This window comes from Hydrogenophaga sp. YM1 (genome assembly GCF_016903055.1).
In the GTDB taxonomy this organism is placed as follows: Bacteria; Pseudomonadota; Gammaproteobacteria; order Burkholderiales; family Burkholderiaceae_C; genus Hydrogenophaga; species Hydrogenophaga borbori.
This window is the reverse complement of sequence record NZ_CP070223.1, coordinates 1,109,534-1,128,994: the sequence shown is the minus strand read 5'-3', so window position 1 is coordinate 1,128,994 and position 19,461 is coordinate 1,109,534. Positions and strand designations below refer to the sequence as shown.

Genomic DNA, 19,461 nt, shown 5'->3' with positions numbered 1-19,461 from the left:
TCAGCGCCGCGGCATCGGCTGGTAAGTCTGCCAGCCGGAGCCCGCCAGCCAGCCGCAGTCCACCACCAGGGTGGTGCCCGTGACCGCGGCGGCCTGGTCGGACAGCAGGAAGCGCACGCTCGCGGCGATCTCCTGGGGGGTCGCGAAGCGGCCCATGGGCACTTGCGACAGGATGGCGTCCGCGTCGCGCAGGCCGGCGTCGATCTTGTCCTGCAGCGCCTGCGTCAGCGTGAAGCCGGGCGCCACGGCGTTGATGCGCACACCGTGCGGCGCGTAGGCCACGGACAGCGAGGCCGTCAGGTTCTCCAGCGCCGCCTTGGCGGGACCGTAGGCCAGCAGCGGCGTGGCGCGCTGCGCGGTGACCGAGGACACGGTGACGATGGCGCCGCGCCCGGCCACCCGCATGCGCTCGCCCCACAGGCGGCAGCAGTGGTAGCTGCCGTGGTAGTTGATGCGCCAGACCCGCTCGTGCACGGCCAGGTCCAGCGTTTCGATGCCGTGCATGGGCTGCAGCACGCCGGCGGCCAACACCATGTGCTCGACCCGCACGCCGCGCGCGTCGAGATCGGCGGCAATGGCCTCCAGCGCGGCCGCGTCGGACACGTCGACCTCGCGCGTCTCGACCGCCACGCCCAGCGGGGACAGGCGCGAGCGCGCCGCCGCCAGGCCGGCTGCGTCCACGTCCAGCAGCACCAGGGCGCTGCCTTCTTGCGCCAGCGCCTGCGCGCAGGCCAGGCCGATGCCGCTGGCACCGCCGGTGACGAGGGACCAGCGCCCCCCGAATGCTTGTGTCTCAGCCAATCCAGGCCCCTCCGTTGACGTCGATGACCTGGCCCTGCACGTAGCTGGCCGCCGGGCTCATCAGAAACGCGATGATCCGCGCCACCTCCACCGGCTCCGCGGCCCGCCCCAGCGGGATGCGCGAGGCGTCGTACGAGCGACCCTCGATCATGGGGGTCAGCGTGACCCCGGGCGCGACGGCGTTGACGCTCACGCCGCGCGGCGCGGCGCGCTGCGCCAGCCAGCGCGCCGCGGTGTGCAGGGCGCCCTTGCTCGCCGCGTACTGCCCGCCGGCCAGCAGGCCGCCGTTGCGCGCCGCCATGGACCCGACGAGCACGATGCGCCCCCGGCCGCGCGCGGCCATGGCGTCGAGCATGCGCAGGCTCAGCCGCAGCGGTGCCGCCACGTTGATGCGGAACACGGCCTCGAAGCTCTCGTCCCATGCCGCGGATGCGGGGTCGAGCCCGGACTCGTCCGGGCACACCGCGCTGGTGATGGCCAGCGCATCGACGTCGCCGCACAGCGCCAGCAGGCGGTCCTGCTCCGAGGTGTCGGACAGGTCCATCGCCAGCCACCGGTGCGAGGCCGCCTCGCACAAGGCGTTTCGCAGGTCCTCGCCGGGCAGCTGCCGGTCGACCAGGGTCAGGCGCGCGCCGAGGGCCGCGCCGATGCGCGCGAGCGCCCAGCCGATGCCGCCCACGCCCAGGATCAGCGCGTGCTGTCCCCTCAGGTCGACGCCCAGCGCGTCGATGCCTTCTTCCGGGTTCATCGTGTCGTCTCCCTATCGAAACACCGCGTCGCGCAGCGTGAGCGAGATCTCCGGCACCGCCGAGATCAGCCCCAGGCAGAGGATGACCACGCCCACGAACGGCAGCAGCGGCTTGACGAGCTGGTCCAGGGGGATGCGCGCCACCGCGCAGGCGGCGAACAGGTTCACCCCCACCGGCGGCGTGATCATGCCCAGGGCCAGGTTCACGATGACGATCAGCCCGAAGTGCACCGGGTCGATGCCGAAGAAGACCGCCACCGGGGCCAGGATCGGCGCCAGCACGATGATGGCCGCCCCGGTCTCGACGAACATGCCGATCAGGAACAGCGCGAGGTTGACGCCCAGCAGGAAGTTCATCGGCGTCTTGAGCGTTTCCTGCAGGTAGTGGCCCAGGGTCTCCGGGATACCAGCGTAGTTCACGAGGTAGGAGAACAGGCCCGCGTTCATGATGATGAACATGATCACCGAGGTGGTGACCGCCGACTGGCGCAGCACGCGCGGCAGCGCGCGCCAGCTCAGCCCCTTGTAGACGAACAGGCCCACGAGCACGGCGTAGACCACGGCCACCGCCGAGGCCTCGGTGGGCGTGAAGATGCCGCCGTAGATGCCGCCCAGGATGATCACCGGCATCATCAGCGCCCAGAACGCGTTGCGCCCGGCCACCCAGAGGGCCAGCCGGCCCTCGCCGTCGCGCTTGCCCATGCCCGTCACGCGCGCCCAGATGAGCACGTAGAGCATCAGCGCCCCCGCGATGAGCACGCCCGGGCCGATGCCGGCGACGAACATCTCGCCGATCGAGACCTCGGCCGCGACGCCGTACAGGATCATGGGCACCGACGGCGGCACGATCACCCCCAGCTCCGCCGAGGTGGCCTGCAGCGACGCCGCCCAGTTCGTGGGATAGCCCATGCGCACCAGGGCCGGGATGAGGATGGAGCCGACGGCGAACGTGGTGGCCACGGACGAGCCCGACACCGCCGCGAAGATCAGGCAGGTGAGCACGCAGCTGAGCGCCAGGCCGCCCTGGATGCCGCCCACGAGCGCGCGGGCGAACTCCACCAGGCGCTGCGAGATGCCGCCCTCCTCCATCAGCTTGCCGGCCAGGACGAAGAAGGGCACCGCCAGCAGCGGAAACTTGTCGAGGCTGGAGAACATCTCCTTGGGCACCACCACCAGCGGCAGGCTGCCCGACATCAGCACGCCGCCCAGGCTGGCCAGGCCGATCGACACGGCCACGCTGACGCTGAGCGCGAAGCACAGCAGCATCGTGCCGAACATCATTCCTGGCATGCCATGCCTCCAAACTCCTGCCGGCCCGGCGTGTCTTGCGACGGGGCGATGAACTGGGCGACCAGGGCGATGGCGGCGAAGGCCGCGCCCACCGGAATGGCCGCGTAGGCCCAGGTCATGGACAGCTCCACGCTGGCGAAGCTCTGAAAGCGAACCCGCCAGGCCATGTCGGTGCCGATCCAGGCGACCGTCACCAGGAACACCAGCGAGAGCAGGAACACGCTCGATCGCACGAAGGCCCGCAGCCAGGCTGCCCGCACGCGGTTGATGACATCGACGCAGATGTGCGCGCCGTAGCGAAAGCCGATGGACAGCCCGATCGCCACCAGCCAGATCATGGCCCGCCGCAGGAACTCCTCCGACCAGGGCGAGGGTTCATGCAGCACGAAGCGCGTGGCCACCTGGAAGAAACCCAGCAGGGCCATCGCACCCATCAACACAGTGAGCGCGAGCGCGCACAGGCGCTCGCACCCATTGGCAAACCCCAGGTAGGCGCGGCGCACGTTCGGGCTCACTGCACGCGCTGGATGGCCGCGATGTCGGGGCCGAACTGAGCCTCGAACTTCTTGAAGGTCGGCGCCAGCGCCTTGCGGAACTCGGCAGTGTCCGGGCGCGTGATGCTCATGCCTTCTTTCTCCAGCAGGGCCACGGCGGTCTGCGCCTCGCGGGTCACGCGCTCACGCTGCGCCGCCGCGCCGGCCTTGGCGGCGTTGAGGAACAGCTGCCGGTCGGCGGCGTTGAGCTTGGCCCACAGCGCCGGGCTGGCGATGAGCAGGGTCGGCGAATACACGTGCGAGGTGAGCGCCAGGTGCTTCTGCACCTGCCACAGCTTGGCCGTCACCAGGATGGACAGCGGGTTTTCCTGTCCGTCGATGGTGCCCTGCTGGAGCGCGGTGTAGACCTCCGGCCAGGCCATCGGCGTGGGCAGCGCGCCCAGGGCGCGGAAGCTCTCCACGTGCACGCGGTTTTCCATCGTGCGCAGCTTGATGTTGGCCAGGTCGCCCGGCGCGCGGATCTCGCGCCGCGAGGTCGTCAGGTGGCGAAAGCCGTTCTCGCCCCAGGCCATGGCGATCAGGCCCTTGGCCGGGAAGGCGGCGAGCAGCCTCTGGCCCACCGCGCCGTCGAGGGCGGCGCGGGCGTGTTCGGTGTCGCGGAACAGGAAGGGCACGTCCAGCACGCGGATGTCGGGCACGAAGTTGCCCACCGTGCCACTCGACACGAAGGCGACGTCGAGCGAGCCGATCTGCGCGGACTCGACCATCTCACGCTCGTTGCCCAGGGTCGCGTTGGGGGCCTGGCTGCACTTGAAGCGGTTCGCGGACCCTTTCTCCAGCGTGTCGCAGAACGCATCGGCGCCAGCGCCATAGTGGCTGTCGCGGGACACCGCGTAGCCGATCTTGACGATCTGCTGGGCGTGGGCGGCGGCGCCGGCCAGCGTGGCGCCGGCCACGGCGATCGCCGCCGCGAGGGTGCGGAAGGTGCTCATGTTGTGTCTCCTGGTTGTCGGTTGAATCGGGATCAGTTCTTGTAGGACGGGTCAAGGCGGTCGAGCTTGCGCAGCAGGGCCGGCCATTCGCGGTTGGCGTCGCTGCTGAAGTCCTCCTGCCATTGCTGGTCGGTCAGCGCGCACACCTGTGGCTCGGGCACCAGCAGGCGCTGGCCGGTCGACTGGGCCGTGATCTGGGCCTGCGCCGCTTTCTCGAGGTAGTACATCTCGACGAAGGCGCCCCCCACCGTCTTGCCCACGGTCAGGGTGCCGTGGTTGCGCAGCACCAGCGCGCGGTGCTGGCCCAGCGCCGCGACGATGCGCTCGCGCTCCCCCGTCGACAGGGCGATGCCTTCGTAGTCGTGGTAGCCGATGCGCCCGTAGAAGCGCAGCGCGTGCTGACTCAGCGGCTGCAGGCCGTCGGGCAGCATGGACAGGGCCATGCCGTGAATGGTGTGCAGGTGCATGACGCTGCCCATGTCTTCGCGCGCCTGGTGGACACCCCCATGAATGACGAAGCCGGCGGCGTTGGGGCGATAAGGCGTGTCGCCGATGACATTGCCGTCGTAGTCGATCTTCACCAGCGAGGAGGCCGTGATCTCGTCGAAGGCCAGCCCCAGCGGGTTGACGAGGAAGTGCCCCGACGTGCCCGGCACACGCGCCGAGATGTGGGTGTAGATGAGGTCGTCCCAGCCGTGCATTGCGCACAGGCGGTAGGCTGCGGCGAGGTCCACGCGCACCGCCCACTCTTCGGCGGTGATGCCCACGGGGTCGGGCCGCCGGTTCGCGTCGAGTTCGAAGCTGCGAAAGCTGGTCTGGCCGGCCTGCGCGGCCTGTTCGGCGGATTGCTGCATGATGGGGAGCGTCTCCTTTTTATAAACTGAACGTTCAGTATATTAACATCGCGACACCATGTCTACTCGAACGCCTTCCGACAATTCAGTGGTTGAAAGCAAGAGACCGCGCGGGCGCACGCGCAGCAAGGAGGCCGAAGAGGCGGTGCTGGATGCCGCCTATGCCCTGCTGTCGGAGCACGGCCTGCAGGCCACGACGGTCGATGCCATCGCGGCCCGGTCGAAGGTGAGCAAGGCCACCATCTACAAGTGGTGGCCCAACCGCGCCGCGATCATCATGTCGGCCTTCCGGCGCGAGTCGCTGGTGGCGATCCCCTATCCCGATCGGCTGTCGCTGGACGTGGTGATCGACCGGCTGCTCAACATGAGCGAGCAGTTCCGAGGCCCCCTGGGGCGCATGATGGCCGCGCTGATCGCGGAAGGGCAGTCCGACCCGGCGCTGGCCGAGGCGTTTCGCGAAGGCTATATCCGGGCCCGGCGCGAGGAAGGTGTTCGCATCGTCAAGTCCAGCATCGCCGATGGCACCGTGCGCAACGCCGACCCCGAGGTCATCCTGGACGTGCTCTACGCGCCGCTGTACTACCGCCTGCTCGTGGGCCACCAGACCCTGACGCCGAAGTTCGTGCGCGAGTACCTCGACCTCGCCATGCACGGCGTGCTGAGCGAGAACGTCAAGCTCGACGCAGTCCGGGCCAAGAAGCCGGCGAAACCACCGAAAAAGGGCCAGGACACGAAGGCGCCCGCCGCTCGCGCGGGCACCCGCTCCTCCTAGGCGGGGGCCCGGCTGCCTTGCGCCTCCCTCACCAGGCCCACGAACTTGCGCGCCAGCACGCGCGGTGAATCGCGGCCGTCCGGGTTGAACCACAGGGTCGCCCAGTTCAGCGCGCCCATGAGCATCAGGCGCAGGGCGCGCCGGTCGGTCCCCGCCGGCAGGGGCAGCTGCGCCACAACCTGGCGAAAGACCTGCTCGTAGCTGTCCCGCAGCTCCCGCAAGCGGTCCGCGGCCTGCGGAATGTCATCGGGCAACACACGGATCAGGACCTGGGCGTAGTCGCTGTCGCGCAAGACGGTCTCCAGGTGCGCCTTGCACATCGCCTCCAGGCGGTCCCAGGGATCGGTCTCCTTCGCCACGGCTTCGGTGGCCGCCTTTTCCAGTTCGATCACGCCGGCCTGGTACACCGCGAGCAGCAGGTCTTCCTTGGAAGGGAAGTGGTAGTAGAGCGAGCCCGGCAGCATCTTGATTTCGACGGCGATGTCCCGCATGGACGTCGCGGCGTATCCGCGGCGGGCAAAGAGGCGCGCCGCGGCATCCAGCAGCTCCGGCAGTCGGTTGTCGGATCGGGGCGATCGGGCCGGTTTGGTGCTGGACATAGAGGCAGTCGTCGGTGGGATGGGTTGGGGAAAAACACGCCTTGAGGCCGGTCCGCCGGTGGGGCCCTCAATCGAGGGTCTGCCGGTAGCGCGCGAGCGCGACCACGGCCGCCACCAGCAGAAAGGCCAGCATGGGCCACAGCTCGGGCAACACGTCGGCCAGCGTGCTGCCCTTGAGCAGGATACCGCGCACGATGCGCAGGAAGTGCGTCAGCGGCAGCACCTCGCCGATGGCCTGCGCCCAGGCCGGCATGCCCCGGAACGGGAACATGAAGCCCGACAGCAGCATCGAGGGCAGGAAGAAGAAGAAGGTCATCTGCACCGCCTGCAGCTGGTTGCGGGCGATGGTCGAGAACGTGAAGCCCACGCCGAGGTTGGCCACGATGAACACCCCGATCATGGCCAGCAGCAGCCAGACGCTGCCCACCATCGGCACCTCGAACAGCACGAAGGCCGCGCCCAGGATCACGCCGAGCTGCAGGTAGCCGATCAGCACGTAGGGCAGGATCTTGCCCAGCATCACCTCCGCCGGCCGCACCGGCGTGGCCAGCAGGCTCTCCATGGTGCCGCGCTCGCGCTCGCGGGTCATGGCCAGGGAGGTCAGCATCACCATGGTCATGGTCAGGATGGTGCCGATCAGGCCCGGCACGATGTTGTAGCGCGACAGCCCCTCCGGGTTGTAGCGGCGGTGCACGCGCAGATCGAACGGCGGCGCGGCCGCCTGCAGGCCGCGCAAGGGGCCCACGAGGTCGTGCTCCAGCGCCCGCGGCACCAGCTGCGACAGCGCCGCGATGGCGTTGGCCGCCGCCGACGGGTCGGTGGCGTCCACCGAGACCAGCAGCGCGGGCGTCTCGCCGCGCAGCAGCCGGCGCGAGAAGTCGGCCGGGATCGCCACCACGAACTGCACCTCGCCCAGGGCGATCAGGCGCTCGGCCTCGGCCTCGCCGGCCGGCTGGTGGGTGATGCGGAAGTAGCCCGTGTTCTCGATCGCGCTCACGATGGGTTGGGCCAGCGCGCCCCGGTCGGCGTTCACCAGGGCGGTGGGCAGGCCCTTGGGGTCGGTGTTGATGGCGTAGCCGAACAGCACCAGCTGCAGCACCGGAACGCCGACCGCCATGGCGAAGGTCAGGCGGTCGCGCAGCATCTGCTGGAACTCCTTGACGAACACGGCCAGCGTGCGCGCCCAGGAAAGGCCGTTCATGCGCGCCCCATCAGGTTGATGAACACGTCCTCCAGGCTGGCCTCGATGCGCTGCACGCCGAAGCCCTGCTGCTCGAGCGCCCGCAGGCGGGGCTCCACGGGTGCCGCGTCGCGCGCGCTCAGGTGCAAGGCATTGCCGAACGCGGCCACGCCGAGCACGCCGGGCCAGGCGCGCAGCGGCGCGGCGAGCGCGCCCACCCCCTCCCCCTTCAGCGACCACACCACCAGCCCGGCCGCGTCCAGAATCTGCCGCTCGCTGCCGCGCGCCAACACGCGGCCGTCGACGATGTAGACCAGCTCGTGGCAGCGCTCGGCCTCGTCCATGTAGTGCGTGGACACGAGCACGGTGATGCCCTGGTCCGCCAGGTCGTGGATCTGGTCCCAGAACTCGCGCCGCGCCTTGGGGTCGACGCCAGCCGTCGGCTCGTCGAGCAGCAGCAGGCGCGGCTCGTGGATCAGGCAGGCGGCGAGCGACAGGCGCTGCTTCCAGCCGCCGGACAAGGCGCCGGCCAGTTGCCCCTGGCGCGCGGCCAGTCCCAGCCGTTCCAGCGTGCGCGCCACCACCTCGCGCCGCCGCGGCAGTTCGTACAGGCGCGCGACGAAGTCCAGGTTCTCGCGGATCGACAGGTCCTCGTACAACCCGAAGCGCTGTGGCATGTAGCCCACCTGGCGTTTGATGCGCGCCGCCTGCTCGCGCAGGTCCAGGCCCAGGCAGGTGCCGCTGCCCGCGTCCGGGCGCAGCAGGCCGCACAGCAGGCGGATCGTCGTGGTCTTGCCGCTGCCGTTGGGGCCGAGGAAACCGCAGATGCGCCCGGCGGCCAGCTGCAGCTGCACGCCATCGACCACCTTGCGTCCGCCGTAGGCCTTGGTCAGGCCACTGACGTCGATGGCCAGCGCGCTCATGGCGTGCCCGCGGCGGGGCGCTCGACGTCGACCGGCTGCCCCGGGTGCAGGCGCACCGCGTCGGCGGACTCGGGCCGGGCCTCGACCATGAACACCAGCCGCGCGCGCTGCGCGTTTGAATAGATCACCGGCGGCGTGTACTCCGCCTGCGCGGCGATGTGCGAGACACGGACCTGCAGCGGCGCGTCACAGCCGTCGCAGCGCGCCGCCAGGGACTGGCCGAGGCGGATACCGGACAGCTCCGCCTCGGGCACGAAGAAGCGCAGCTTGATGTTCCCCGGCGGCAGCAGCGCCAGCACCGGCTGGCCGGCCGGCACGAACTCGCCGGGGCGAAAGAAGACGTCGTTCACCACGCCGGCCGCCGGCGCGAACCGCCGCGTCTTCTCCAGCTGGCGCTCGAGCAGGCGCAGGGCACCGCCCGCCGCCGCCACGTTGGCGCGGCTGGCTTGCTGCTCGTCGCCGCGCGCGGGCAGCTGGGCGACCCGCAGCGCGGCCGACAACTCGTCGACCCGCGCGGCCGCCGCGCGCTGCCGCGTGCTGGCGTCGTCGACCTGGGCCAGCGACACGAAGCCCTGCGCCAGTAGGCGCTGCTGGCGCTCGACCTCGCGCTGGGCCAGCGCGAGCGCCACCTGGGCCTGCGCCAGCTGCGCCCGGATCACCGCCTGCTCGTCGGCGCGGCGCCCCTTCTCCAGATTGGCCTGTTGCGCCTGGGCGGCCTGCAGCCGCGCGGCGGCCTCGTCCCGGGCCGCGGTTTCGCTGGCCGAATCCAGCTCGAACAGCGGCGCCCCGCGCGCCACGGTGTCGCTGGCGCGCACCTCGAGGGACTCGAGGGTGCCCGCCAGCGGCGCGGCCACGTAGACGAAATCCCCCACCGCATAGCCGGACCAGGTGGCGGGCGGCTCGGGCGAACAGGCCGCGAGCGCCAGCGCGGCGGCGGCGCAAAGTCCGCGGGCGACGGGGGGTGCGCTGGCACGGCAGAACATGGCGCCAGCTTAGAGGAAATGGCCGCCGGTGTCCCCCGGCTGGCCATGACCTGGATCAAGCCGGCGCGCTGCCGGCGACCGCCTCAATCCACCTTGAGCTTGACCGCCTGGAAGATGCGCGTGAGGCGCTGGGCCTCGGCGCTGTAGAACTTCTGCGCCTGGGCCAGGGGCATGGCGCGCTTGAGCGCCACGCCGCCCGCCTCGCGTGTGTAGTTCTCGAATTCAGGTCCCTGCAGGGCGGTGTCGACCGCGCGGTGCAGCGTGGCCACCACCTCGGCCGGCACCTGGCGCGGCAGGAAGACACCGGTCCACACGGTGTAGACGAAGTCCTTCAGGCCATCCCCGTCGCCCAGGCGCGGCACGCCGGCCACCGGCTCGGCCGCGGCGTTGGCGATCAGGCGCAGCGAGCCCTGCTCGATCAGCTTGGCCGTGCTGCCGGCCATGGGCAGGAAGGCGATGTCGACCTGTCCGCCGAGCAGGTCATTGAGCGCCGGCGCCAGCCCCTTGTAGGGCACGTGCAGCAGCTGTCCGCCCGTGAGCGACTTGAAGTGCTCGCCCATGAGGTGGTAGAGCGTGCCGCTGCCCGGCGTGGCGTAGCTCAGCGCCTTGGCCGACGGGTTCTTCATGTGCTCCAGCAGCTGTTGCACCGAGCGGATGTTCAGGCTGGGCCGCACCACCAGCGCAATGTTGGTGTACGACAGCTGCGACACCAGGACCAGGTCCTCGGGCTTGTGGCGCACGTTGGGCATGGTCAGGGGCGGCAGGATGGGCTCGGCCACCGTGGCCAGCAGCACCGAGTGGCCGTCGGGCGGCGCCGACAGCACCTTGCCCACGCCGAGCGCGCCGCCCACGCCGGCGAAGTTCTCGACGATCACCACCTCGCCCAGCGCCTTCTGCACCAGGGGCTGCATGACGCGCGCCACCATGTCGGCGGGCCCGCCCGCGGGGAAGGGCACCACCAGCGACACGCGGCGCGCGGGGTAGCTGGCCTGCGCGAAGGCCAGGGGGGCGATGGGACTCAGGGCCGAGGCCGCGGCGGCGGCCAGCAAAGTGCGGCGATGGAACGTCATGGGCTTGTCTCCGGTGAGGGGGATGGGAATCAGGCAGCGGCCTTGTCGGCGCGCGCGCCGCGGCCCTGCCGGGCCTGGTCGATGCGGTACAGGCGGGTGGCATTGCCGCCCATGATGAGTTCGATGGCGTGGTCCGGAATCTCCGGCATGCCCAGCGCCTTGGCGTGTTCGTTGATGCCCTGCACGGTCTTGTGGAAAGTCCACATGAAGGGGTTCTCCGAGCCGTAGAGCAGCCGCTCCCAGGGATTCACGCAGCCGAAGTCGTGGATCAGCTGGTAGACGGTGCGCGGGTGGTAGAAGCCCAGCGCGCTGAGGTCGGCGTGGAAGTTGGGGTTGCGCGCGACCACGCCCATGGCCTCGGCCGCGTAGGGGTAGCCCAGGTGGCAGATCACCACCTTCATGTCGGGGAAGCGCTGGCCGACCTCGTCGAGCAGCCAGGGCTGCTGCAGTTTCATGTCGGCGCCGCACACGGGCGTGAAGCCCATGTGGAAATGCACCGGCACGCCCAGCGCCGTGGCCGCTTCGTACAGCGGGTCGCAGGCCTTGTCGCGCGGATCGAAATGCGCGTAGGTGGGGTAGAGCTTGATGCCGCGGAAGTCGAGGTCGCGCACGCAGCGCTCCAGCTCGTCGGCCGCGCCCCAGGGGTCGACGATGGGGTCGGCGCTGCAGATGCCGATGAGGCGGCCGTTGGACGCCGCCACCTGCTTGGCCACGAAGTCATTGGGCACGTCGTAGGGGCGGTGCTCGGGCTTGAGCACGCGGTTCCAGTTGCCCGCGAGCACGCAGCAGACGTCGATGCCGACCTCGTCCATCACGTGCACCAGCATCTCGCCGTCGCGCCGCTCGGACTTCACCTCGGTGCTGTGGTAGCGGAAGCCCCGCTCGCTCCAGTTCTTGCGCAGCTGCTTGTACACGTGCTCGGACACGTGCACGCCGGGCTGGCCCAGGTGGATGTGGTTGTCGACGACGAACATGCGGTCTCCTGTCTCTTGGTGGTCCGTGACGGGAGTCGAATGGTAGACGTCGAATAATTTGATGTCAAACTAATAGACGTCGAATCAACAGGGGGCGCGTGCTATCCTGCCGCCCCGCATGGCCGCTCCCCCCGACACCCCCTCGCCCGCCCTGGGCAACCTCGACGCCTACCTGGGCTACCACCTGCGCCGGGCGCACAACCGCTCGCTCAAGCGCATCGACCAGGCGCTGGCCAAGCTGCAGCTCACCACGGCCATGTACGGCGTGCTGGAGCTGCTGAGCTGCAATGCGGAGTTGTCGCAGGGGCGGCTGGCCAAGGCGGTGGGACTGACCAACCCGTCCATGGTGCCGCTGGTGGACAAGCTGGCCGAGCGCGGCCTGGTGGAGCGCTGCCGCCACGAGCACGACCGCCGCAGCGTGCACCTCAAGCTCACGCCCGAGGGGCGGCGCTTCTGGACGCGCGCCGCGCGCGTGGTGCGCGAGCACGAGAACCACCTGCGCAGCGGCCTGTCGGACAGCGACGTGGCGGAGCTGATCCGCCTGCTGGGCAAGGTCGGGGAGTAGGAAGCCGCGGGCGCGCGCCGGCGCCCGGGCGGGCTCAGGCCTCGACGGCCCCCAGGCGGAACACCGACACCGTCGACACCAGTTCGTCCGCCTGCTGGCGCAGGCTGTTGGCGGCCGCGGCCATCTGTTCCACCAAGGCGGCGTTCTGCTGCGTGGTCTGGTCCAGCTGCACCACCGCCTCGCCCACCTGGCCCACGCCAGCGCTCTGTTCGCCGCTGGCGGTGCTGATGTCGGACATGAGCCGCGACACCTTCTGGATGGAAGCGATCACCTCGCGCATCGTCTGGCCGGCCTCGTTCACGAGCACGGTGCCCTGGTCCACGCTGTCCACGCTGCTGCCGATCAGGGCCTTGATTTCGTGCGCGGCCTGGGCCGAGCGCGTGGCCAGGTGGCGCACCTCGCTGGCCACCACCGCGAAGCCGCGGCCCTGCTCGCCCGCGCGCGCCGCTTCCACGGCAGCGTTCAGCGCCAGGATGTTGGTCTGGAAGGCGATGCCGTCGATGACGCCGATGATGTCGGCGATCTTGCGCGAGCCGGCGTTGATGTCGCCCATGGTGTCCACCACCCGCTGCACGGCCGCGCCGCCCTGCTCGGCCAGCTCGCTGGCCGAGCGCGCGAGCTGATCGGCCTCGCGCGCGTGCCCCGCGTTCTGGCCGACCGCCGTGCCCAGCTGTTCCATGGACGCGGCCGTCTCTTCCAGCGCGCTGGCCTGGCCTTCCGTGCGGCCCGAGAGGTCCTGATTGCCCTGCGAAATCTCCGAGCTGGCCGTGGCCACCGCCTCGGCGCCCTGGCGCACGCGCGCCACCACGCCCGCGAGGTCGCGCTGCATGCGCGCCAGCTGGGCCATCAGGCTGTGCTGATCGCCCGGGCGCACGGGCACGGGCTGGCCCAGGTCGCCGCGCGCCACGCGCTCGCTGACCGCCACGGCCTCGGCCGGCTCACCGCCGAGCGGGCGCAGCACCAGCCGCTGCAGGGCCCAGAGCAGGCCCAGCGAGACCAGCGCGACCGAGACGGCGCCCAGCGTCCCGGCGGTGACGCGCAAGGCGTTCACCTCGGCCAGGATGCGGTCCTGCGGCACGGTGGCGGCAAAGGCCCAGAGCGAGCGGTCCTTGCCCACTTGCACCGGCACGTAGATGCGCGTGACCTCGGTGTCCAGGCGCGGGTCTTCGTGGTTGACCCGCACCACCCGGCCATCGCGCAGGGAGGCGTTCAGCGGCTCGCGCTCGTCGGCCGCCGTCAGCTCGCGCCCCACGTTGGCGGGATCCCGGTCGCCCACGAACAGGCCGCCCGCGGACAGCAGGCTGGCGTAGCCGGTGTCGTAGACGCGGATCGCGCCGACCTTGTCCTGCAGGCTGGACAGCGCCACATCGATGCCCGCCACGCCGACCAGGCGGCCGCCCATCACGATGGGCACGGACGTGGTGGTGATCAGCACCTCCTTGCCCGCCACGGTGTACTTGTACGGCTCGATCAGCGTCTCCTGGCCGCTGCGCTTGGGCAGCTGGTAGTAGTCACCGGCGCCGGGCTTGTCGTAGTCCACCAGGACCTCCACCGACGCCACGCCGCTGCCGCGGTTCCAGTAAGGGATGTAGCGACCCGAGGCGTCGTGCCCGGGCTTGCCCGCGAACTCCGCGTCGCGGCCATCGAAGGCGTCGGGCTCCCACGCGGTCCACACGCCCAGGAACTGCGGCGATCCCTCCAGCACGCTCTTGAGCAAGGCGTCGGCCTGCGCGCGATCGGCGCGACCGCTCGCCTTCAAGCCAGCCAGCGACTGCGCCAGGGTGCGCGCGGCCGTCATGGTGGCGTTGAGCTCGGCGCCGATCTGCGCCGCGTTGCGCGTCGCAAGTTCCTCGGCGTACATGAGCGCCGTCTTCTCCTGCAGCTGGCCCGCCTGGCGCGTCAGCGATACCACCGTGGCCGCGAAACCGGCCAGCACGACGCCCACCACCATCAGCAGCAGCTTGGTGCGCAGGCTCAGGGAAGCGAGCCAGGGGCCCGGGGAAGGGGACTGGGAAGACAACACGCGCGATTCCTTTCGTCGGCCGACATGACCGCCAGGGAATCTCCCACGTCCGCCGCCCCGTGAAGCCGGGAACAGCGCGGCGAAGCGGCGCTTATTCCGCCGCCAGCCGCTCCAGCCCGCCGAGGTAGGGTCGCAGCGCGGCCGGCACGGTGATGCTGCCGTCGGCGTTCTGGTGGTTCTCCAGCACCGCCACCAGCGCGCGGCCCACCGCCAGGCCAGAGCCGTTGAGCGTGTGCACCAGCTCGTTCTTGCCCTGCGCGGTCTTGAAGCGCGCCTGCATGCGCCGCGCCTGGAAGGCCTCGCAGTTGGAGCAGCTCGAGATCTCGCGGTAGGTGTCCTGCGCCGGCACCCAGACCTCCAGGTCGTAGGTCTTGGCGGCGCCAAAGCCCATGTCACCCGTGCACAGCGCGACCACACGGTAGGGCAGCTCCAGCTTCTGCAGGATGGCCTCCGCGTGGCCCACCATCTGCTCCAGCGCCGCGTAGCTCTGGTCGGGGTGGGTGATCTGCACCATCTCGACCTTGTCGAACTGGTGCTGGCGGATCATGCCGCGCGTGTCGCGGCCCGCGCTGCCGGCCTCCGAACGGAAGCAGGGGCTGTGCGCGGTCAGCTTGATGGGCAGATCCGACTCGGCCAGCACGCGCTCGCGCACGGTGTTGGTGAGGGAAATCTCCGAGGTGGAGATGAGGTACTGCTCGGCCGCGGCTTCATCGCCCCCACCCGCTGCGGCATCACCGGGGCCCCTCCCCCGGTAGACCCAGAACATGTCGTCCTTGAACTTGGGCAGTTGGCCCGTGCCCTCCAGTGCCTCGCGGTTGACGATGTAGGGCGTGTAGCACTCGGTGTAGCCGTGCTCCAGGGTCTGCACGTCCAGCATGAACTGGGCGAGCGCGCGGTGCAGGCGCGCGATCGGGCCGCGCAGGAAGCTGAAGCGCGAGCCCGAGAGCAGGGCGCCGGTCTCGAAGTCCAGCCCCAGCGGCGCGCCCAGGTCGACGTGGTCGCGCACCGGGAAGTCAAAGGCGCGCGGCCCCTTGCCGCCAGGGCTCCAGCGGCGCACCTCCACGTTGCCCGACTCGTCGCCGCCCACCGGCACGCTCTCGTGCGGCAGGTTGGGCACGGCCATCAGCAGGGCCTGCAGCTCGGCCTGGATCACGTCCAGCCGCGCGGCGCCGGCCTCCAGCTCGGCCTTGATGGCGCCGACCTGGGCCATGGCCGCCTCGGCCTCGGCGTGCTGGCCCTTGCCCTTGAGCATGCCGATCTGTTTGGACACGCTGTTGCGCTGGGCCTGCAACTCCTCGGTGCGGGTCTGCAAGGTCTTGCGCTCGCCTTCGAGGGCCTGGTAGGCCGCGACGTCGAGGTAGGGCTGGGGCTGCTTGCGCGTCTCGAGCCGGGCCACGGTGGCGGGCAGGTCCTTGCGCAGTTGAACGATGTCGAGCATGGAAAAGGGGCGGTGGATGGAATCAGGGGGCGCTGGTGCCGCCGAGCTTGAGGCCTTTGGGCAGCGGGAACTTGACGGTCTCCGACAGGCCGTCCATGGAGCGCACGGATATGGCGCCGAAGGCCTTGATGCGGTCGACCACCTGGCGCACCAGGATCTCGGGCGCCGAGGCGCCGGCCGTGAGGCCCACGCGCGCGCGGCCCTCGAACCACTCGGGGCGCAACTCGTCGGCGCTGTCCACCATGTGGGCCGGCGTGCCGCGCTTGAGCGCGACCTCGCGCAGGCGGTTGCTGTTGGAACTGGTGGGGCTGCCCACCACGATGACCACGTCGACCTGGGCGCTGAGCAGCTTCACCGCGTCCTGCCGGTTCTGCGTGGCGTAGCAGATGTCCTGCTGCTTGGGCTCGCGCACCTGGGGAAAGCGCGCCTTCACGGCGGCCAGGATCTCGGCCGCGTCGTCCACCGACAGCGTGGTCTGCGTCACCACCGCGAGCTTGTCGCCCAGCGCCGGGCTCAGGCGCGCCACGTCGGCCACGTCCTCCACCAGGTGGATGCCGCTGTCGAGCTGGCCCATGGTGCCTTCCACCTCGGGGTGCCCCTTGTGGCCGATCATGATGAACTCGTAGCCCTCGCGGTGCAGCTTGGCCACTTCCACGTGCACCTTGGTCACGAGCGGGCAGGTGGCGTCGAAGACCTGGAACCCGCGCTGCGCGGCCTCGTTCTGCACCGCCTTGCTCACGCCATGGGCCGAAAACACCAGGGTGGCGCCCGGCGGCACGTCGGCCAGGTCCTCGATGAAGATCGCGCCCTTGGACTTGAGGTCGTTGACGACGTAGGTGTTGTGCACGATCTCGTGGCGCACGTAGATGGGTGCGCCAAACTTGGCCAGCGCGCGCTCGACGATCTCGATCGCGCGGTCGACCCCGGCGCAGAAGCCCCGCGGCTCGGCCAAAACGATGTCTTGCAGCGACGCCATCACAGCACCCCGATCAGTTGCACCTCGAAGCGCACGGGCTGGCCGGCGAGCGGGTGGTTGAAATCGAACAGCACCGCGCCGTCCTCGCGCACCTCGCGCACGGCCCCGGCATAGGTGCCGGTGCCGTCGGGCGTGGGGAACTGCACCACGTCGCCCACGGCGTAGCACTCCAGCGGATCGCCCAGCTGGTCGAGCAGCTTGCGCGCCACCCACTGCTGCATCTCGGGCTGGCGCTCGCCAAAGGCCTCGCCAGGCGCCAGGTCGATGACGGTGCGCGTGCCCTCCTCCAGGCCGATGAGGCGCTGTTCGATGGCCGGCGACAGCTCGCCCTGGCCCAGGCTCAGCGTGGCGGGCTGGCCATGGAAGGTATCGATGATGACCTGGCCGCCCGCATCGCTCATGCGGTAGTGCAGGGTCAGGAAGGAGCCGGGCTGGACGTGGGACATGGCGGGGGTGGCGATGCACCCGGGGGGATGGGGTGAAACGCGTATTGTAAAAAGCGCCGGCCACCCAGGGAGCCAAGGCATGCAAGTCCATCCGGGGGTCGGGCTCAAGGCCCTGCCCAGCGACGCGCGACCGCGCGAAAAACTGCTCGCGCGCGGCGCGAACGCCCTCAGCGACACCGAGCTGCTGGCCGTGCTGTTGCGCACCGGCCTGGCCGGCAAGCACGTGCTGCAGCTCGCCCAGGAGCTGCTGGACACCTGCGGCGGCATCGCGGGCCTGGTGGCCACCGACGCCGCGGCGCTCGGCCGGATCAAGGGGCTGGGGCCGTCCAAGCGCGCGCTCATCGCGGCCGTGATGGAGATCGCGCGCCGCGCCCTGGCCCAGCCGCTGAAAACCCGCGACCTGCTCAACGACCCGGCGGCGGCCGGCGATTTCCTTCGCCTGCAGCTCGGCGACCGCCCGCACGAGGTCTTCGCCGTGCTGCTGCTCGACAGCCAGCACCGCCTGATCGCCTTCGAGGAGCTGTTTCGCGGCACGCTCAACCAGGCCAGCGTGTTCCCGCGCGAGGTGGTGCTGCGCGCCCTGCACCACCAGGCCGCCGCCGTGGTGCTGGCCCACAACCACCCCAGCGGCGTGGCCGAGCCCTCGGCGGCCGACGTGGCGCTCACCCGCAGCCTGTGCGACGCGCTGGCCCTGGTGGGCGTGCGGGTGCTCGACCACATCGTGGTCACGCGCGAGCGCGCCGCCTCCCTGGCCCAGCTCGGGCTTCTCTGAGCCCCGCGCCACGCGTGCGCGGCCCGGCCCGACAATGCGGGCCATGAAGGTGAACGCCCTCAGCGAGCTCCAGTCCATCCGCCACGCGCTGGCCGAGCGCCGCGCGCGCGAGGCCGCCGAGCGCGAAGCCGAGCGCCTGGCCGCCGCGCGGCGCGAGCGCGAGCGCCGCCTGTTCGAACTCGCCGTGGGCCCCGTGGAACGCCTGCCCGCGCACGGCCGCGCCGAGCCCGCCCGCCGCCCGCCCGAGCCCCGGCCCCTGCAGCGCGAGCGCGACGAGGCCGCTGTGATGCGTGAGGCCCTGTCCGACGAGTTCGACGTCGAAACCCTGCTGCACACCGACGAACTGCTGAGCTACCGCCGCCCCGGCCTGGGGCTGGACGTGGCGCGCAAGCTGCGCGAGGGCCGCTGGGCGATCCAGCGCGAGATCGACCTGCACGGCCTGCGCACCGACGAGGCGCGCGACGCCCTCGGCCGCTTCGTGCGCGAGAGCCACCAGCAGGGCCTGCGCTGCGTGCGCGTGGTGCACGGCAAGGGCCTGGGCTCGCCAGGCCGCGCGCCGGTGCTCAAGGGCCGGGTGCTGCGCTGGCTGGTGCAGAAGAAGGAAGTGCTGGCCTTCGTGCAGGCCCGCCCGGCCGACGGCGGCGCGGGCGCCCTGGTGGTGCTGCTGCGCCCGGCGTGACGCCCTGCACGCCCGCCGCCCCGCGTGGCGCCGCCGGCCGGCCCGGACGAGACCGCTGTCACCGGCGCACGGCATGATCCGCGCCATGCCGGTTTCCTCCCACCCCTCGCGCCCCGATCGCCGCCACTGGCTGCTGGCCACCGGCGCCGCCCTCGCGGGCTGCGCCGCGCCAGGGCCCTCGCCCGGACCCGACGACGGGGGCGTCGACGGATCGGCCTGGGCCCGCGCCTGCTCGTTCGACGGCCTGGCGCCCGCCGGCCCCTGGACGCACCGCCGCTACGGCAACCGCCGCCCCACCGACTACCGCGCCACTGAGCACGGTGGCCGCCCGGCCGTGCACGCGCGCAGCGCCGCGGGCAACAGCCTCATGCGCCTGCCCCTGAAGGCGGCGGACTTGCCACCGGGCGCGCGGCTGCGGTTCTCGTGGTGGGCCGACGCGCTGCTGGAGCAGGCCGACATGAAAGACCCGCAGGCCGATGATGCCGTCGCCCGCGTGATGCTCAGCTTCGACGGCGACCGCCAGACCTGGAGCCGGCGCGACCACATGCTCTCGGAGCTGGCGCAGCTGATGACCGGCGAGCCCCTGCCCTACGCCACCCTCATGTACGTGTGGGACAGCCGCTACCCCGTGGGCACGGTGATCGAGAACCCGCACACGCGGCGCATCCGCAAACTGGTGGTGCAGCAGGGGCCGCTGCAACTGGGGCGCTGGGTGGAGCACGAGCGCGATGTGCGGGCCGACTACCTCGCGGCCTTCGAGCGCCCGCCAGGCCCGCTCACGGCCCTCGGCCTGATGACCGACGCCAACAACCTGGCCGCCATGGCCGAGGCCTGGTACGGCCCGCTGGTGCTGCGCGACGCCGCGCCCACCACGCGCTGAGG

21 protein-coding genes are annotated in these 19,461 nt (G+C 71.0%); 5 read left to right on the top strand and 16 right to left on the bottom strand.

The window, feature by feature from the left end; genetic code table 11:
* From JNX00_RS05535 to JNX00_RS05510, 6 genes are read right to left on the bottom strand one after another with little or no spacing between them, the layout of a single operon-like run.
* Nucleotides 1-801, bottom strand: a complete 801-nt coding sequence (locus JNX00_RS05535) for an SDR family oxidoreductase (RefSeq protein WP_070399030.1) — start codon at nt 799-801, stop codon at nt 1-3.
* Nucleotides 794-1,549 (bottom strand): SDR family oxidoreductase, encoded by a 756-nt coding sequence (locus tag JNX00_RS05530; RefSeq protein ID WP_204744334.1) that lies wholly within the window; start codon nt 1,547-1,549, stop codon nt 794-796. The genes JNX00_RS05535 and JNX00_RS05530 overlap by 8 nt, the downstream gene beginning before the upstream one ends.
* A gap of 12 nt (nt 1,550-1,561) precedes the next feature.
* A complete protein-coding gene (locus tag JNX00_RS05525) occupies nt 1,562-2,839 on the bottom strand; it encodes a TRAP transporter large permease (RefSeq protein WP_070399032.1) in 1,278 nt (425 codons plus the stop codon).
* Complete coding sequence (locus tag JNX00_RS05520) at nt 2,827-3,354, bottom strand: TRAP transporter small permease (protein WP_204744333.1); 528 nt, start codon at nt 3,352-3,354, stop codon at nt 2,827-2,829. Before JNX00_RS05520 ends, JNX00_RS05525 begins: the two co-directional genes overlap by 13 nt.
* Nucleotides 3,351-4,325 carry a TRAP transporter substrate-binding protein gene (locus JNX00_RS05515; protein ID WP_204744332.1) on the bottom strand — a complete coding sequence of 325 codons (975 nt, stop codon included), beginning with the start codon at nt 4,323-4,325 and terminating at the stop codon, nt 3,351-3,353. The genes JNX00_RS05520 and JNX00_RS05515 overlap by 4 nt, the downstream gene beginning before the upstream one ends.
* Before the next feature lie 32 nt (nt 4,326-4,357).
* Nucleotides 4,358-5,179 carry a class II aldolase/adducin family protein gene (locus JNX00_RS05510; RefSeq protein WP_083293148.1) on the bottom strand — a complete coding sequence of 274 codons (822 nt, stop codon included), beginning with the start codon at nt 5,177-5,179 and terminating at the stop codon, nt 4,358-4,360.
* Between the two features lie 88 nt (nt 5,180-5,267).
* On the opposite strand from JNX00_RS05510, the gene JNX00_RS05505 reads away from it, so the two are divergent.
* Nucleotides 5,268-5,951 carry a TetR/AcrR family transcriptional regulator gene (locus tag JNX00_RS05505; protein WP_204744331.1) on the top strand — a complete coding sequence of 228 codons (684 nt, stop codon included), beginning with the start codon at nt 5,268-5,270 and terminating at the stop codon, nt 5,949-5,951.
* Here the strand turns inward: JNX00_RS05505 and JNX00_RS05500 are convergent.
* From JNX00_RS05500 to JNX00_RS05475, 6 genes are all read right to left on the bottom strand, one after another.
* Entirely contained in the window at nt 5,948-6,550 is a 603-nt protein-coding gene (locus tag JNX00_RS05500) for a TetR/AcrR family transcriptional regulator (RefSeq protein WP_070399035.1), read from the bottom strand. The genes JNX00_RS05505 and JNX00_RS05500 overlap by 4 nt on opposite strands.
* Nucleotides 6,551-6,617: 67 nt before the next feature.
* Nucleotides 6,618-7,751 (bottom strand): ABC transporter permease, encoded by a 1,134-nt coding sequence (locus JNX00_RS05495; RefSeq protein ID WP_204744330.1) that lies wholly within the window; start codon nt 7,749-7,751, stop codon nt 6,618-6,620.
* Nucleotides 7,748-8,653 carry an ABC transporter ATP-binding protein gene (locus tag JNX00_RS05490; RefSeq protein WP_070399037.1) on the bottom strand — a complete coding sequence of 302 codons (906 nt, stop codon included), beginning with the start codon at nt 8,651-8,653 and terminating at the stop codon, nt 7,748-7,750. Before JNX00_RS05490 ends, JNX00_RS05495 begins: the two co-directional genes overlap by 4 nt.
* Nucleotides 8,650-9,636, bottom strand: coding sequence for an HlyD family efflux transporter periplasmic adaptor subunit (locus tag JNX00_RS05485; RefSeq protein WP_204744329.1), 987 nt, complete (start codon nt 9,634-9,636; stop codon nt 8,650-8,652). The genes JNX00_RS05490 and JNX00_RS05485 overlap by 4 nt, the downstream gene beginning before the upstream one ends.
* A gap of 83 nt (nt 9,637-9,719) precedes the next feature.
* Nucleotides 9,720-10,706: a tripartite tricarboxylate transporter substrate binding protein gene (locus JNX00_RS05480; RefSeq protein ID WP_070399039.1), complete on the bottom strand. Its 987-nt coding sequence runs from the start codon at nt 10,704-10,706 to the stop codon at nt 9,720-9,722.
* 29 nt (nt 10,707-10,735) lie between these two features.
* Nucleotides 10,736-11,680 (bottom strand): amidohydrolase family protein, encoded by a 945-nt coding sequence (locus JNX00_RS05475; protein ID WP_070399040.1) that lies wholly within the window; start codon nt 11,678-11,680, stop codon nt 10,736-10,738.
* 118 nt (nt 11,681-11,798) lie between these two features.
* Between JNX00_RS05475 and JNX00_RS05470 the strand changes: the two genes are divergently transcribed.
* Entirely contained in the window at nt 11,799-12,245 is a 447-nt protein-coding gene (locus JNX00_RS05470) for a MarR family transcriptional regulator (protein WP_116958268.1), read from the top strand.
* A gap of 34 nt (nt 12,246-12,279) precedes the next feature.
* Here the strand turns inward: JNX00_RS05470 and JNX00_RS22470 are convergent, their stop codons facing one another.
* The 4 genes from JNX00_RS22470 to JNX00_RS05450 form a co-directional block, all read right to left on the bottom strand.
* A complete protein-coding gene (locus JNX00_RS22470; protein WP_204744328.1) occupies nt 12,280-14,265 on the bottom strand; it encodes a methyl-accepting chemotaxis protein in 1,986 nt (661 codons plus the stop codon).
* A gap of 94 nt (nt 14,266-14,359) precedes the next feature.
* On the bottom strand, nt 14,360-15,706 hold the full coding sequence (gene serS, locus JNX00_RS05460; RefSeq protein ID WP_204744327.1) for a serine--tRNA ligase: 1,347 nt from the start codon (nt 15,704-15,706) through the stop codon (nt 14,360-14,362).
* A gap of 22 nt (nt 15,707-15,728) precedes the next feature.
* A complete protein-coding gene (ispH, locus tag JNX00_RS05455; RefSeq protein ID WP_070399043.1) occupies nt 15,729-16,682 on the bottom strand; it encodes a 4-hydroxy-3-methylbut-2-enyl diphosphate reductase in 954 nt (317 codons plus the stop codon).
* Nucleotides 16,682-17,128 carry an FKBP-type peptidyl-prolyl cis-trans isomerase gene (locus tag JNX00_RS05450; RefSeq protein ID WP_204744326.1) on the bottom strand — a complete coding sequence of 149 codons (447 nt, stop codon included), beginning with the start codon at nt 17,126-17,128 and terminating at the stop codon, nt 16,682-16,684. The genes ispH and JNX00_RS05450 overlap by 1 nt, the downstream gene beginning before the upstream one ends.
* A 79-nt stretch (nt 17,129-17,207) precedes the next feature.
* Between JNX00_RS05450 and radC the strand changes: the two genes are divergently transcribed.
* The 3 genes from radC (at nt 17,208) to JNX00_RS05435 (ending at nt 19,459) form a co-directional block, all read left to right on the top strand.
* On the top strand, nt 17,208-17,900 hold the full coding sequence (gene radC, locus JNX00_RS05445; RefSeq protein WP_204744325.1) for a DNA repair protein RadC: 693 nt from the start codon (nt 17,208-17,210) through the stop codon (nt 17,898-17,900).
* A gap of 34 nt (nt 17,901-17,934) precedes the next feature.
* On the top strand, nt 17,935-18,579 hold the full coding sequence (locus JNX00_RS05440; protein WP_204744324.1) for a Smr/MutS family protein: 645 nt from the start codon (nt 17,935-17,937) through the stop codon (nt 18,577-18,579).
* 85 nt (nt 18,580-18,664) lie between these two features.
* A complete protein-coding gene (locus JNX00_RS05435) occupies nt 18,665-19,459 on the top strand; it encodes a DUF3047 domain-containing protein (protein WP_204744323.1) in 795 nt (264 codons plus the stop codon).
* Nucleotides 19,460-19,461: the final 2 nt, after the last annotated feature.

What these genes read in the sequence shown, in the direction of transcription:
- JNX00_RS05530 (WP_204744334.1), bottom strand. Translation starts at nt 1,549, where the DNA reads ATGAACCCGGAAGAAGGCATCGACGCGCTGGGCGTCGACCTGAGGGGA.
- JNX00_RS05525 (WP_070399032.1), bottom strand. Translation starts at nt 2,839, where the DNA reads ATGCCAGGAATGATGTTCGGCACGATGCTGCTGTGCTTCGCGCTCAGC.
- JNX00_RS05515 (WP_204744332.1), bottom strand. Translation starts at nt 4,325, where the DNA reads ATGAGCACCTTCCGCACCCTCGCGGCGGCGATCGCCGTGGCCGGCGCC.
- JNX00_RS05510 (WP_083293148.1), bottom strand. Translation starts at nt 5,179, where the DNA reads ATGCAGCAATCCGCCGAACAGGCCGCGCAGGCCGGCCAGACCAGCTTT.
- JNX00_RS05500 (WP_070399035.1), bottom strand. Translation starts at nt 6,550, where the DNA reads ATGTCCAGCACCAAACCGGCCCGATCGCCCCGATCCGACAACCGACTG.
- JNX00_RS05495 (WP_204744330.1), bottom strand. Translation starts at nt 7,751, where the DNA reads ATGAACGGCCTTTCCTGGGCGCGCACGCTGGCCGTGTTCGTCAAGGAG.
- JNX00_RS05490 (WP_070399037.1), bottom strand. Translation starts at nt 8,653, where the DNA reads ATGAGCGCGCTGGCCATCGACGTCAGTGGCCTGACCAAGGCCTACGGC.
- JNX00_RS05485 (WP_204744329.1), bottom strand. Translation starts at nt 9,636, where the DNA reads ATGTTCTGCCGTGCCAGCGCACCCCCCGTCGCCCGCGGACTTTGCGCC.
- JNX00_RS05480 (WP_070399039.1), bottom strand. Translation starts at nt 10,706, where the DNA reads ATGACGTTCCATCGCCGCACTTTGCTGGCCGCCGCCGCGGCCTCGGCC.
- JNX00_RS05475 (WP_070399040.1), bottom strand. Translation starts at nt 11,680, where the DNA reads ATGTTCGTCGTCGACAACCACATCCACCTGGGCCAGCCCGGCGTGCAC.
- JNX00_RS05470 (WP_116958268.1), top strand. Translation starts at nt 11,799, where the DNA reads ATGGCCGCTCCCCCCGACACCCCCTCGCCCGCCCTGGGCAACCTCGAC.
- serS (WP_204744327.1), bottom strand. Translation starts at nt 15,706, where the DNA reads ATGCTCGACATCGTTCAACTGCGCAAGGACCTGCCCGCCACCGTGGCC.
- ispH (WP_070399043.1), bottom strand. Translation starts at nt 16,682, where the DNA reads ATGGCGTCGCTGCAAGACATCGTTTTGGCCGAGCCGCGGGGCTTCTGC.
- JNX00_RS05450 (WP_204744326.1), bottom strand. Translation starts at nt 17,128, where the DNA reads ATGTCCCACGTCCAGCCCGGCTCCTTCCTGACCCTGCACTACCGCATG.
- radC (WP_204744325.1), top strand. Translation starts at nt 17,208, where the DNA reads ATGCAAGTCCATCCGGGGGTCGGGCTCAAGGCCCTGCCCAGCGACGCG.
- JNX00_RS05440 (WP_204744324.1), top strand. Translation starts at nt 17,935, where the DNA reads ATGCGGGCCATGAAGGTGAACGCCCTCAGCGAGCTCCAGTCCATCCGC.
- JNX00_RS05435 (WP_204744323.1), top strand. Translation starts at nt 18,665, where the DNA reads ATGCCGGTTTCCTCCCACCCCTCGCGCCCCGATCGCCGCCACTGGCTG.